Here is a 12,944-nt window from a genome sequence, read left to right as displayed (position 1 = left end):
CCTTTCCGTTCGACTTGCATGTGTTAAGCACGCCGCCAGCGTTCGTCCTGAGCCAGGATCAAACTCTCCATGAAAAAACATCGAAACCCAAAAGTTTCAACACAACCAGGAAAGCAAAACCTGACCAAAAAACAATCCAAAAAACTGGCAAAAAATAACTCCGAACACCACCACCAAAAGTAGCGGCATCCAAAAATCAATGCCATCAAAAAATGGCATCAAACAATCCACCAACACACTATCGAGTTCTCAACGAACACACACCCACCAACACCACCCCACACAGGAGCGAACTTCGGCGAGCTTGTTCTGTTTCGGAATTGTTAACCCCTTGCGGAGCAACTCTTCCAGAGTACCAGCCGCATTTCGCGTCCGCAACCTGGGGTTGTGGTCCCGATTTGGCGTATGGCGTCCGGTCCATCTGTGCGAGCACATCACTGTGCCCGGTCGATTTCTCGGGGTCGGTCTGCGTCTGCCCGGTTTCCTCTCCCCGCCGAACTTCTTTCGAAGCCCTCCGGGGCGGCGCCGCGGCGCGCTGACTCGGATTAAGTTACGCACCGAAGGAGTGAACTTCCAAATCGCCTGGTCAACTGGTGCGCAGGGTGGTCGGACATGGCTGCGGGCTCGCCGGTGGGTGGTCACCAAGGTGTCTCCGGACGCATCGGCCGGCCGGGTATTGCGATTGGGTCGCGTTCGGCCCGCGGGCCGCGCCGTGCACGCTAGCGTGGAGAGACCAGCGTCCGGTTCAACCGAATGCGCTGGCCGGCCGAGAGCATCGACGCCCCGAGACCGCCGGGCCGCTCTGGGTCCCTACACCGGTCGTGCGTATGCACGGTCGGCCATCCACACGGGAGGTGGAGTTCATGCTCTGGACAATCATCAGCGCAATCATCGTTGGTTTGATCGTGGGTGCTCTGGCACGACTGCTGATGCCGGGCAAGCAGGACATCGGCGTCATCATGACCATCGTGCTCGGCGTGGTCGGGTCCCTGGTCGGATCCTGGTTGACCTACCAGTTCGGCTACAACAACGACAACGGCGGCTGGGAGGTCATCCCGTTCATCGTCGGAATCGTCGTGGCGATCGTGTTGATCGCCGCCTACCTGGCCATCCGAGGCCGCACCGTGCGGCAGTAGCAGCCGAGGCGATGAGTTGACCGCAGGGGACCGCATCGGCCCACAGCCGGCCGGGCGGTCACCTGCGGTGTCCGCCCACCTGTCTGCCCACTTTCTTTGGGCTGCCCACTTCAGTGCGCTGCCCGGCTAGCATCGGCGGTGATGCTTCACATCGGGACGTCGGGCTGGCAGTACCAGGATTGGCGCGGCCAGTTCTATCCGGCGGGGCTCCCACAACGGAAGTGGCTGGGCTACTACGCGACCCACTTCACCACCGTCGAGGTCAACAACACCTTCTACCGGCTCCCGCAGCGCTCCACGTTCGAGTCGTGGCGTGACGGCCTCCCAACAGGATTCCGGATGACGGTGAAGATGAGCCGCTATCTCACCCACGTCAAGCGCCTGAACGAACCCGAAGAACCCGTCGAGCGATTCCTCGGTCGTGCCGACGGTCTGGGCGAGCGCCTCGGTCCGGTGCTACTGCAACTGCCACCGAATCTGCAGGCGAAACCCGAGGCGCTCGATCACGTCCTGGGGCTGATCCCGGCCGGCGTGCGCGTCGTCGTCGAGCCCCGTCACACGTCGTGGTGGTGCGACGAGGTGCGAGAAGTCCTCGAGCGCCGGGAGGCGGCGCTGTGCTGGGCCGACCGTCGCAGTCGTATCCTCACACCACTTTGGGCGACAACGGATTTCGGATACCTGCGGCTCCACGAGGGCCGATCGGCGCGGACCACCGCGTATGGCCGGGGCGCCATCGACGGATGGCTACAACGCATCGCAGGCGCCTTCGATGATCGCCACGACGTGTACGTCTACTTCAACAACGACACCGGCGGGGCCGCGGTCGACAACGCACTGACCATGATCGCCCGGGCGCAGGCCGCGGGATTGTCGGTGGCCGCGCCCGAACCGGCGTGACCGCCGCGCCTCACCTACTCGAGGTCCGGCGCAGCCGGGTGTTGACGAATTCACCCATACCCCAGCGCCCCAACTCGCGTCCGAAGCCGGACCGCTTGACACCACCGAACGGCAGACCGGGCAGCGTCGTGCCGTGCTCGTTGACGTAGGCCATGCCGACGTCGAGTCGGTCGGCGACCTCTTTGGCCTTGTCGAGGTCCGTGCCCCAGACCGATCCGCTCAACCCGAATTGCACGTCGTTGGCCACCTGCACGGCCTCGTCCACCGACCCGTACCGGTACACCATGGCGACCGGGCCGAAGATCTCCTCGGAATAGGCGTCCATCTCGGGCGTGATGTCGGTGAGCACGGCCGGCTGCAGGAATGCGCCGTCGCGATCGAGAGCGGTCCCGCCGGTCCGCAGCGTCGCCCCTTGCTTCACCGCGGTCTGCACCTGCTGGGCCACGGTGTCGCGGGCAGTGACCGACGACAGTGGTCCGACCTTCGTGTCGGCGTCGGTCGGGTCGCCGACGACCGCGTCGTCGAAAGCCTGCACCAGTCCGTCGACGAACTCGTCATACAGCTCGTCGGGCACGATGAAGCGCTTCGGCGAGTTGCAGGCCTGACCCGTATTCGACAGTCGCGCCCGCGAAGCCACCTTGATGAGACGTGACATGTCGGCGGTGTCGAGGACGACGAAGGGATCCGAACCGCCGAGTTCGAGGACCGCCTTCTTGAGGTTCTTCGCCGCGACCTCGGCGACCGCCGCGCCGGCTTTCTCACTACCGGTGAGGGAGACACCGCGGACCGCGTCGTTCTCCAGCAGCGTCGCGATCTGGTCGCTGTTGGCGTAGGCGTTGATATAGGCGTCCTCGGGCACTCCCGCCTCGTGGACGACCTCTGCCATCAGTGCCGAGGACCCTGCGCAGATCGATGCGTGTTTGAGGATGATGCTGTTGCCGAGCATCAGGTTGGGGGCGACGAATCGCGCCACCTGGTAGTAGGGATAGTTCCACGGCATCACCCCGACGAGTGGTCCGATCGGCCGGTGCTGCACCAGCGATTCGTCGGCACCCTGTGGATCCAGCGGCTCGTCGACGAGCAGGTCGGGGCCGTGCTCGGCGTACCAGCGGTAGATGCCGGCGGCCAGCTGGACCTCGCCGGCGGCCTCTTTGGTCACCTTGCCCATCTCGGTGGTGATGGCGGCGGCGAGTTCGTCGGCGCGTTTCTCGTAGAGGTCGGCGATGCGCGCGAGCGTGTCTGCGCGTTCGGTGGCCGGCACGGCCCGCCATCGCTCGTGTCCGGTGGCCGACCGCTGGGCGAGTCGGTCGATCTCGTCGTCGGAGAGCAAGGCGAACTCGCGTTCGGTGACTCCCGTCGTCGGGTTGGTGGTCACATATGCGCTCATGTCCCGAAACTACGCCCGCCACCACCCATCCGGTGGGCGCTATGCCGGGTTTGTGGTTCGTGTGACCAAGGTGCCGGATGGGTCGCGCCGTCGGCGTACCGCACCAAGCCCGAGCATTGGCCATAGGGTTGACGAATGCATTTCGTCATCTACGGTGCCGGCGCGATCGGCGGAGTCGTCGGCGCCCACCTGCATGCCTCCGGAATCCCCACCACCCTGGTGGCGCGTGGTGCCCATCTGGCGGCCATGCGCGAGCACGGCCTTGTCCTCGACACGGCCGACGGCCGGCACGCCCACCGAATTCCGCTGGCGGCCAACGCAAGCGAGGTCGAGTGGACAGAGGACACGGTGGTGTTGCTGACGGTGAAGAGCCAACAGACCGCGGCTGCGCTCGATGACCTGCGCGCGTCCGCGCCGCCGAACACGCCGATCGTGTCGGCGCAGAACGGCGTCGCGAACGAACCGGCCATCCTGCGCCGGTTCGCCCGCACCTATTCGGTGTGCGTGATGCTGCCTGCGCTGCATCTCGAGCCCGGTGTGGTGGTGCAGGGGTCCTCCGCACACCCGGGCATCCTCGACGTCGGACGGTTTCCCGACGGGGTGGACGCCCTGAGCACATCCCTTGCGTCGTGCTTTACGGCGGCCGGATTCCCGTCCGAGGCGCGCCCGCAGATCATGGCGTGGAAGTACCGCAAACTGATCATGAACCTGGCCAACGGGATCGACGCCTGCTTCCGCGATGACAGCGCCGCCCACCGGGAGCTCGTGTCCAGGGCGCGCGCCGAAGGCGAGGCCGTGCTGGCCGCGGCCGGTATCGAGGCGGTGAGCAGCGAGACCGATCGGCAACGGCGCGGCGATCTCATCGTGCGACGCCCCACCGGTGAGGACGGCAGCGGCAGCTCCACCTGGCAGAGCGTGGAACGCGGCACCGGTAGCGTCGAAATCGATTATCTGACAGGTGAAATCGTGTTGCTGGGACGGCTGCATGGAGTCGGGACACCGGTCAACGAGCTGGTACAGGCCGAGACGATGCGGCTGGTCCGTGACCGGCTCCCGGCCGGCAGCCTGGATCCGGCGGCGGCAGTGACCCGGCTGGCGCAGGCCTGAGCACGACGGTCGCGTCGACGCCGAAACATCGTTGGGGCCCATGCCTTATCGTGGATGCGTGGCATCCGCACGACAGTCGCTGCGCGCCGGACAGCTGATCACCGGCGACACCGGACATCGTTACCGCATCGACAGTCTCCTCGACGGCGGTGGTTTCGGCGTCGTCTACCGGGCGTCCCGGCTGGCCGCGACGAGTGATCGGGTGCTCCGCAAGGTCTGCGTCAAGGTGTGTGCGAGTGCCGCGGACTGGCACGGTGAGGCGCACATGGGCCATCTGCTGGCCGGGCGACGCGAGGTGGTGCAGGTCCTCGACGCCTTCGCGTTCGGCGGGGGCTCGCGCAGCGCCACCCGGTATGTGATCGTCTCGGAGCTGATGCGCGAGGGCACCGTCGGTGACCTGATTCTCGACGGCACCTGGCACGGATGGCGGCCGACGCGGGTTCGGCGGGAGATCCGTGGGTTGTTGGCGGTGCTCAAGTTGATGCATGCCGCCGGTGTCACCCATCGCGACATCAAGCCCGACAACGTCTTTCTTCGCGATGGTCATCTCACGCTCGGGGATTTCGGGATCGCCAAGCACTCGCTGACGCCCTGGCACTCACCGTCGGACCCGTACACACCTGCCTACATGCCGGTCGACGTCGACGACTACCGACACTGGGCGACCTGGCTCGACATCTACCAACTCGGGTTGCTTGCCTGCACGTTGCTGACCGGCCGGGACTGGACCAACGATGCGGTGCCACGGATCCGCGACGTGGAGGCACCCGAGGATCTCAAGTGCTGGATCTGGCATGCGATCGCAGGCAAGGGGATGCGGTACGTCGACGGCAATCAGGCACTCGACGCACTCGTCGGTCTGCACAAGATCGACATGTGCCCGGCGCGCGGCCCGTCGACCCTGGCCGGACACCGGGTGGTGATCACCGGCCGGTTCAGTACCGGCACCCAACCGGAGCTTGCACAACTGATCGAGGACGCCGGCGCGGTGGTGCAGTCGACGGTCGGTGACGACACCACGATTCTGGTGCGCGCCCATGACATCGAGGGCGCGGTCGGCGTTCACGAGGGCCGCAAGTTGTTCGGCGCACGTGAGCGCAAGCGACGCGGACAGCCGATCCACGTGATCGACGAGGACCGGCTGTGCCGGCTGATGGGATTGGCTGTGGTGTAGCCGGGGAGTCATATGAATGGGGGGATCTTTCTGCGCAATCGCGCAATCACCGGTATGGGACCGTAACGTCGCAGTCACATGATGTTCCGGCAGATCGGGGAGCTTGGCATGGATGCAGACGACATGCGAGGAGACGTCGACTTCGACACCGCCGTCAACGAAGCGTGGGCACAGTATCGACATCGGCTCGCCGCACTGCTGTCCGATCTCGACGAGGGGCAGGCGCTCGTCGTCGAACAGAACCTCGACATCCCCGAGGGCGCGCACGGCACTCTCACCTTCACCGCCGGGTCCGACGACCGGATCATGTGCACCATCGTCGAGGCCGACCTGCATCCTCATCCCGACTGGCTCGATGAGAACGGCACCGCACTCGAGAACCTCGGCTGGTTGCGCGACGACGGCGACGGCTCATTCAGCGCCGCGATGCCCCGCACGCGGGTCGACGAGCTCGCCGCCCTCGCCACCACGACCCTGATCGAGATCTGGAGCGCCGGACATCCGGCGTTTCTCACCGGCACCGACCTGGTCCGTCACGAACCGGCGCTCGACGTGGTCGCACTGCCCGCCCGGCACAGCGATCTGCGGGCGATGGTGCTCGAGGCACTCGAGACTATGGCGGGTCCGGTGATCGTCGACGGCGACGGCGACATCCCGCTGCCGACCGGGGAGGTGAAGTCCTGGCTGCGGGTGATGCCGCACCGTGCGACGCTGGAATTCTTCGGCACCGTCGTCGAAAACGTCTCCGACCTGCCGGCCGCCTACGAGTTCGTGGCCACCCGGACGATGCCGTACACGGGGATCAAACTGGTCGTCCACGGCACCTGCGTCGTGGCGGTACTGACCGTCGAGGCGACCGCCTTCTCGCGGCACAACGTGGCGGCCGGGATCGGGCAGTGGCTGCAGTTCTTCGCGGAGGAGCGCCCGGAGATCGTCGACGCGCTCGATGCGGCCACCGACCCCGCACTTCCCGAAATATTGCAGACCCTGATCGAACTCGATTGTGACGGTGAGTCTCTCGGCGCCGAAGACGTCGCGAAGATCTGCGGATACGACCACGAGACGATCCTCGACTACATCCGGACCGCCGAGGAGCAGCACGTCACGTGGGCCACGTCGGCCGATCAGGCCACCGTCGAGCAGAACGACGCCGAGGCGAGCGCCTGCCGGCACGAGAGCGATGCGTGGGCCGAGACCACCCGGCAGTTGCGCGCGGCGTTGCGCGTCGTCGCCCTCTCTGGGCAGGCCCGGCACCGGCCCACCGCCACCTGAGCGCATTCTCGGCGGCCGGGTGCCGCGGCGACCGAGAAGCCACGTCGTGTCTTGGGTGAACCGTCGCCCGCGATGGGGCACCCTGGACATCGATGCCGGACGACCTGCTCATCGCACACAACCCCGAAGAGGGCACCTCACTGCCCTACCTGCTGCGGCTGCCGCTGGGTCCCGGCGGAATCGTGCTCAAGACGCGCGAGACGTGGCCACGCACGACCAAGGTCTATTGCCAGCGGGTGGCCGAGTGGCCCGACGACGCCGAGATCGTCGAGCGCCTGCCCATCCGCTCGATCAGCCGGCGGGGGGCGGCGATCGACCTGGTGTTGCAGCGGGGCCGGGAGAACCGCTCGCAATTCGTGCTCACCCGCGCCCGCGGGCGCGAGATGGTGTTCTGGCAGTCACGCCGCACCGCCAAGCAGGCCCGCCCCAACGTGACGGTGCCCAGGGCACGCGCCCACGGAAGGGTCGTCGACATCGTCGTCGACACCCGCGAACGCTACGGTTACAAGTTCTCCGCACAGCAGGCCGACGTGATCAAGCGGGGCTTGCCGGTCGGCGACTACGCGGTCTTCGATGGCGACGACCTCGTCGCGACCGCCGAACGCAAGAGCATCGACGACCTCGCGTCGAGCCTGCTGTCGGGCAAACTCACCTACCTTCTCGCCGATCTGGCTGCGCAGCCCCGCGGCGCGGTGATCGTCGACTCCGGCTATGCGGCACTGTTCAAGCTCGAACACGCGCCCGCTGCACGGGTCGCCGACGCGGTGGCCGAGGCGCAGGCCCGCTTCCCGTCGGTGCCCATCGTGTTCTGCGAAACGCGGGCGCTGGCCCAGGAGTGGCTGTATCGGTGGTTCGGCGCCTGCCTGGCCGAACGAGAGCTGCACCGCGCGGGGGAACTGGCCAGAACGCAGCTGAGTGCCGACGACTCGACGACAGCAGACTCTGCCGAGCCGGATCGCGAACCGCCCGCTCCGCGCCCGGCCGGTCCGGCGGAGATCCGTGCGTGGGCGCGGTCGGCGGGGTGGTCGATATCCGATCGCGGCCGGATTCCCGCGGAGGTCGTGGCCGCATTTGCGGCCCGCGCCACTGCTTCGGGCGAATGACGTGCCAACCCGGACATTCGAGCCGAAGCGGTCGAGAACATCGCCGTGTGGCGGCGGGCACGCTACATTGACTCCCGCAATAGGGTCGGCCCGATCCCGGCCGTGTCACCAGAACGAGGGGGAATGATGAACGCTCCGAACCCGCCCTATGGGCAACCGCAACCGTATCCGGGCCAGTCGCCGTACGGGCAGCCCCATCCCGGACAGCCGCAGCAGCCGTATCCGCCGCAGCCCGGGCAGGCGTACGGTCAGCCGCCCCAGGGTCCGTCCCCCTACGGGGCACCCGCACCGGGACAGCAGCCGCCCGCACCGGCCTACGGACAACAGCCGCAGCCGGCGCCATACCCGGCGGCCCAGGCGCCGGGCGCTTTTCATCCGGGTGGCGGGCAGGGCGCGCCGCCCGTGCAGGCCGGTCAGCAGCAGGGCGTCGTCATCGATACCAAGTTCTTCCCGCTGGCCTGGATGCTGACCTTTTTCAAGCCGACGATCACCGTCGACGGGTACGACCTGCCCGCCACGACGTGGGGACGAAACCAGATCCCGCTGCCGCCAGGACAACACCACGTGCATGTGCATGTCCCGTATTTCCTGCCGCCGCGCATCGGGCCCGCCGATCTGCCGGTGACGGTTGCCCCGGGACAGTCCGTCGAACTCGAGTACCGCGCGCCCGTGTGGACGTTCAGCCGCGGTTCACTGGGGCCGGGGCCGCAGAGCTACAACGGGGTGGGCGCGTCGATCGCGATTTTCGCCGTCGCGATCCTCCTCATCCTGCTCATCATCTTGCTTCCGGCTCTGGCCGCGTAAGGGGATTCCTCGGCGTCACCCCGTCACGGTGACGCCGGGGCAGACAAGATTTTGACGAAGTCTTGGCGCCACACGGTCTTTCGCGGCGGTCGGCGGGTCGGTAGACCAAGGGAGTGAGTTTGTTCGACTTGCTGCCCTCCCTGAAAGGCATTCTGGTGTCCCGATCTTTCGATCCCGCTCTCTGGCCGGTTCCCATCCACGCATCCGGTTCGGACATCATCATCGGCACGACCGATGTGTGTGCTGAGGTCCTTCGTCACACATGTGGCTACTACGTCGATTCCGCCGGCGAGCCGGTGTGCCCGGCGGCCGACGACGACGCGCCGCACCCGGTGCTCGTCACGCGGATCGCGGCCGCGCAGGTCGCCGGCGGCCGTGCCGTCGTGCACATCGACGCTGCGCTGCCCCTCAACAGCGCGATCGCCGACCTGGCCTTCGCGGGGCAATGCCTGGCCGGTGCGACCCTCGCCGACATCACCGTCGTCGACGCCGCCGGGCATCGGCGCACGGTCCACGCCGAGCTGCCGGCGAGCATCGTCGCAACGGAGACGATCGTCATCGCGCTGCGGCCGGTCGCCGACCGCGCGCGGATCGTCGTCTGAGCGGGGTCGTCAGACCGCCGAGTCCGGGAACGCGATCACGATTGTGGGTCGACTCGGAGATTGGGTGTCCTGCGGCACGCACATTCCCGAAGTCGGCCCACAACAGCCGGTCCGATCGAGGCGACCGCTCGCGACGCGCCGGGCCAGCGACCCAGACTTCTCCCAGACTCGTGCCCTAGCCTCGAAAGTATGAGTGTCCTGGCAACGACGCCGCGTCCCGGCGTGACGCCCCGCCGAGAGGTCCGTCGGCCGACGGGCCTCGGCGTGGCCGTTGTCACCGCCGTGATCGCGCTGCTCCTCGCGGCTGCGGTGTACGGCATCGCGGTCCGGACCTCGTGGGGTCAGCTCGTCGACCAGTACGTGCTCGACGCGGTGCGCCGCTCGTCGCCGGTGGCCCACGTCCCGCATCTGTTGACGGTGCAGGCGGTGACCGATCCGCGGATCTGGGTGGTCGCGGCGATGCTCGCCGTCGCCGGGTCGGTGGTCCCGGCCGTCACCGGTCGCGCGCCGGTCGGCGTCGCGACCGCCAAAACCGCAGCGCTGCTTGCTTTTCCGTTGGCCATCGTGTTGCTCGTCCGCTTCTTGCGGGATGGCGTGCTCGTGCGCCCGCAGCTGCATTCGTGGATCGCCGAGACATCCAACTCGGCGCCTTCCGGCCATACCGCGGCGGTCACCTCCTGTGTGGTGGTGCTCATCGCGGCCGCACCGAAGTGGTTGCGGCCGGTCGTCGTGGCGCTCGGCGCGACGTGGGCGTCGGTCGTCGCGTTCGGGCTGATCGCCGACGGCTGGCACCGGCCCAGCGATGTGGTGATCTCGGTGCTGATCGTCGTCGGACTCGGCGCACTACTCCCCGACCCCTACGCCGATTCGCCGGCACCGCGTGGATCGGCGGTGCTGCGGGCCGCAGCGGCCCTGGTCCCGGTGGTGGCGACCCCGCTGATCGTCGAGACCTCCTACACCGATCCGCGCCAGATCGTGACCGCGGTCGCCATCGCGGTGGCCATGGGTCTCGCCCTCGCCTGCTACCGGCCGTGCGCCTACCGGTCGTCCCGAACCCCCTGACCCGCGCGTATCGCGTTACGGCGCAGCCATGCGCGGCGTCACGTGGGCCAGTACGCCGTCAGGTGGAAGCGGAACCGTGCGCGATGATCCGGCGTGCATCGATCCTAGAAGAGGAAGCATCACCGATGATGCCATTGACTACTGTCACGGTTGGTGGTGTCATCGGGGGATGACAGTGGAGCAACTCACATCCACCAGCGACTCCGGACCCGACGAGGTGTCTGCCCGCCTGCTCGAGTCCGCCGCGCTCCTCTCCCGCAACGCCATGACCGAGATCGACTGGTCGGCGCCGATGGACCCGGCCAAGTACGGCTGCAGTCCGGAATGGTCGACGCTCTATGGCACCCCGTACTGGGAGGAGATGACCGAGGAGCAGCGGATCCGGCTGACCAGGCACGAGTTCGCGTCGATCATGTGCATCGGCATCTGGTTCGAGATGTTGTTGCAGGGCATCGTGATCCGCGACCAGTACCTCGCCGACTATCACCGTCCCGAGTTCCAGTTCGCGCTCACCGAGGTCGCCGACGAATGCCGGCACTCGATCATGTTCGCCAAGGCGAGCGAGAAGATGGTCGGCACGTCGTACAAGCCACACCCGCGACTCGGCCGCTTCGGCAAGTTCTTCATGGCGACCGTCACCGACGAGGTCGCCTACGCCGGCATCCTCGCCGCCGAGGAGATCCTCGATGTGTTCCAGCGCGGCTGCATGTGCGACGAGCGGGTCCTGCCGTTCATCCGCACCGTCAATGAGATCCACGTCCTCGAGGAATCCCGGCACATGAAGTTCGCGCGTGAAGAGGTGCGCAAGTCGATGCGCGAGGTCGGTTGGCTGCGTCGGCAGTGGAGTGCGTTCTACCTCGCCGTCGCGGCGTCGTACATCTTCATCAGCCTGGTCCGGCCGCAGGCCTACCTCGACGCCGGACTCGACCACCACCGCGCCATCGGCGAGATGCGACGCAACCACCACTTCCAGTCGATGGTGCGCACCGGCTGTGCCCACCTCATGGGGTTCCTCGACGAGGTCGGCCTGCTCACGCCGGCCGCGGCGCGCGTGTACCGCAAGGTACACATGCTCTGAGTGTCGCTGTGGTCCAGTTGCCGAGTCAGGCGGCGGGCTGCACCGGCGCGTGCTTCAGCTCACGCAGAGCGGTGCGCAGACCGCGGCGCTTCCCGGTGACCGGGTCGACGCCGAAGTGGTTGGACATGCCACCACGGATGGCGAACCGGAGTTCGGAGGCGGTCTCCGGCGCATCGTCGGACGTCGCCTTGAGCAGGGCGTTGGGCACGGCGAGTTTGAGGATCGTACGGAACGACTGCGCGTACTGATGCAACAGGCTGCCCGTGGTGTAGGGCAGATCGTATTTGTCGCAGAGTTCACGCACCCGCACGCCGATCTCCTCGTAACGGTTGCTGGGCAGGTCGGGGAACAGGTGGTGCTCGATCTGGTGACTCAGGTTGCCGCTCATGAACCGCATGAGCGGCCCGGCCCGAAAGTTGGCCGACCCCAACATCTGTCGCAGATACCAGCGCGGCTGATCCTCTTCCTCGTACTCCTTGACGGTGAATTTCTCGGCACCGTCGGGGAAGTGCCCGCAGAAGATCACCATGTACGTCCAGTAGTTGCGGATGAAGTTCGCGGTGACGTTCGCGGTGAGCGTGCTCCGCCAATTCGGTCCCGCGAGCACTGGGAAGATGACGTAATCCTTGGCGGCCTGCTTGCCGACCTTGCGGGCGATGATCTTGAGATCCTTGGCCGCCTGCCGGTAACTCTTCTTCTTCTTGCGGAGCTTCTCGGTCTCCAGATGATGGAGTGCCACACCGTATTCGAAGAAGGTGCCGAGCGTCAGGTTGTAAATCGGGTTGCCGATGTTCCACCACTCCCACCGCTGATCGCGGGTCACGCGCAGAATCCCGTAACCCACGTCGTCGTCCAGACCGACGATGTTGGTGTACTTGTGGTGCACAAAGTTGTGCGAATGCTTCCACTGCACGCTCGGACACGTGGTGTCCCACTCCCACGACGACGAGTGGATCTCGGGATCGTTCATCCAATCCCACTGGCCGTGCATGACGTTGTGGCCGAGCTCCATGTTCTCGATGATCTTGGCCAGCCCGAGCATCGCGGTGCCGGCAAACCAGGCCGGTTTACGATTGCTGAACATCAGCGTCACCCGGCCCGCGGCGGCCAGTCCGCGTTGAAACGCAATGGTGCGCTTGATGTATCGGGCGTCGGCGTCGCCCCGGGACTCCTCGATGTCGCGCCGGATCGCATCGAGTTCGGCTCCCAGCGCCTCGACATCGGCGTCGGTGAGATGGGCGTATTGATCGATGTCGGTGATAGCCATGTGCATCGTCCTCCGGTCGGGTTCTTCGGACTGGTCATCCGGCGGTGACGCCGGA

The 12,944-nt window shown here is 66.6% G+C and carries 12 protein-coding genes and 1 rRNA gene; 10 read left to right on the top strand and 3 right to left on the bottom strand.

The window, feature by feature from the left end; translation table 11 throughout:
• Window positions 1–74 (bottom strand): 16S ribosomal RNA (locus ACPXB3_RS05650); the annotation flags it as partial.
• A gap of 789 nt (window positions 75–863) precedes the next feature.
• Here ACPXB3_RS05650 and ACPXB3_RS05645 point away from each other — a divergent pair.
• Both ACPXB3_RS05645 and ACPXB3_RS05640 read left to right on the top strand, forming a co-directional pair.
• Complete coding sequence (locus tag ACPXB3_RS05645) at window positions 864–1,136, top strand: GlsB/YeaQ/YmgE family stress response membrane protein (protein WP_425705429.1); 273 nt, start codon at window positions 864–866, stop codon at window positions 1,134–1,136.
• Between the two features lie 141 nt (window positions 1,137–1,277).
• The gene (locus ACPXB3_RS05640) at window positions 1,278–2,033 is read left to right on the top strand and encodes a DUF72 domain-containing protein (RefSeq protein ID WP_425726890.1); all 756 of its coding nucleotides are present in this window, start codon (window positions 1,278–1,280) and stop codon (window positions 2,031–2,033) included.
• Window positions 2,034–2,043: 10 nt separating this feature from the next.
• Here the strand turns inward: ACPXB3_RS05640 and ACPXB3_RS05635 are convergent, their stop codons facing one another.
• Window positions 2,044–3,420 (bottom strand): NAD-dependent succinate-semialdehyde dehydrogenase, encoded by a 1,377-nt coding sequence (locus ACPXB3_RS05635; RefSeq protein ID WP_425726888.1) that lies wholly within the window; start codon window positions 3,418–3,420, stop codon window positions 2,044–2,046.
• 135 nt (window positions 3,421–3,555) lie between these two features.
• Here ACPXB3_RS05635 and ACPXB3_RS05630 point away from each other — a divergent pair, with 135 nt between their 5' ends.
• The 8 genes from ACPXB3_RS05630 (at window position 3,556) to ACPXB3_RS05595 (ending at window position 11,622) form a co-directional block, all read left to right on the top strand.
• The gene (locus tag ACPXB3_RS05630; protein ID WP_425726886.1) at window positions 3,556–4,527 is read left to right on the top strand and encodes a ketopantoate reductase family protein; all 972 of its coding nucleotides are present in this window, start codon (window positions 3,556–3,558) and stop codon (window positions 4,525–4,527) included.
• 58 nt (window positions 4,528–4,585) lie between these two features.
• A complete protein-coding gene (locus ACPXB3_RS05625; protein WP_425726884.1) occupies window positions 4,586–5,701 on the top strand; it encodes a protein kinase domain-containing protein in 1,116 nt (371 codons plus the stop codon).
• Between the two features lie 108 nt (window positions 5,702–5,809).
• A complete protein-coding gene (locus ACPXB3_RS05620; protein ID WP_425726882.1) occupies window positions 5,810–6,973 on the top strand; it encodes a TY-Chap domain-containing protein in 1,164 nt (387 codons plus the stop codon).
• 92 nt (window positions 6,974–7,065) lie between these two features.
• Window positions 7,066–8,076, top strand: coding sequence for an ERCC4 domain-containing protein (locus ACPXB3_RS05615; protein WP_425726880.1), 1,011 nt, complete (start codon window positions 7,066–7,068; stop codon window positions 8,074–8,076).
• A gap of 123 nt (window positions 8,077–8,199) precedes the next feature.
• Window positions 8,200–8,880 (top strand): hypothetical protein, encoded by a 681-nt coding sequence (locus tag ACPXB3_RS05610; protein WP_425705422.1) that lies wholly within the window; start codon window positions 8,200–8,202, stop codon window positions 8,878–8,880.
• A gap of 113 nt (window positions 8,881–8,993) precedes the next feature.
• The gene (locus ACPXB3_RS05605; RefSeq protein ID WP_425726878.1) at window positions 8,994–9,482 is read left to right on the top strand and encodes a hypothetical protein; all 489 of its coding nucleotides are present in this window, start codon (window positions 8,994–8,996) and stop codon (window positions 9,480–9,482) included.
• Between the two features lie 189 nt (window positions 9,483–9,671).
• Entirely contained in the window at window positions 9,672–10,544 is an 873-nt protein-coding gene (locus ACPXB3_RS05600) for a phosphatase PAP2 family protein (RefSeq protein WP_425726876.1), read from the top strand.
• 169 nt (window positions 10,545–10,713) lie between these two features.
• Window positions 10,714–11,622, top strand: coding sequence for an AurF N-oxygenase family protein (locus ACPXB3_RS05595; protein ID WP_425726874.1), 909 nt, complete (start codon window positions 10,714–10,716; stop codon window positions 11,620–11,622).
• A 25-nt stretch (window positions 11,623–11,647) separates the two neighbouring features.
• Here ACPXB3_RS05595 and ACPXB3_RS05590 read toward each other — a convergent pair whose 3' ends face one another.
• Window positions 11,648–12,889 carry a fatty acid desaturase family protein gene (locus ACPXB3_RS05590; protein WP_425726872.1) on the bottom strand — a complete coding sequence of 414 codons (1,242 nt, stop codon included), beginning with the start codon at window positions 12,887–12,889 and terminating at the stop codon, window positions 11,648–11,650.
• Window positions 12,890–12,944 lie beyond the last annotated feature (55 nt).

Origin of the sequence: Gordonia sp. DT219 (genome assembly GCF_049847065.1) — a bacterium.
Taxonomy (GTDB): domain Bacteria; phylum Actinomycetota; class Actinomycetes; order Mycobacteriales; family Mycobacteriaceae; genus Gordonia.
This window is presented reverse-complemented; position numbering and strand designations above follow the sequence as displayed.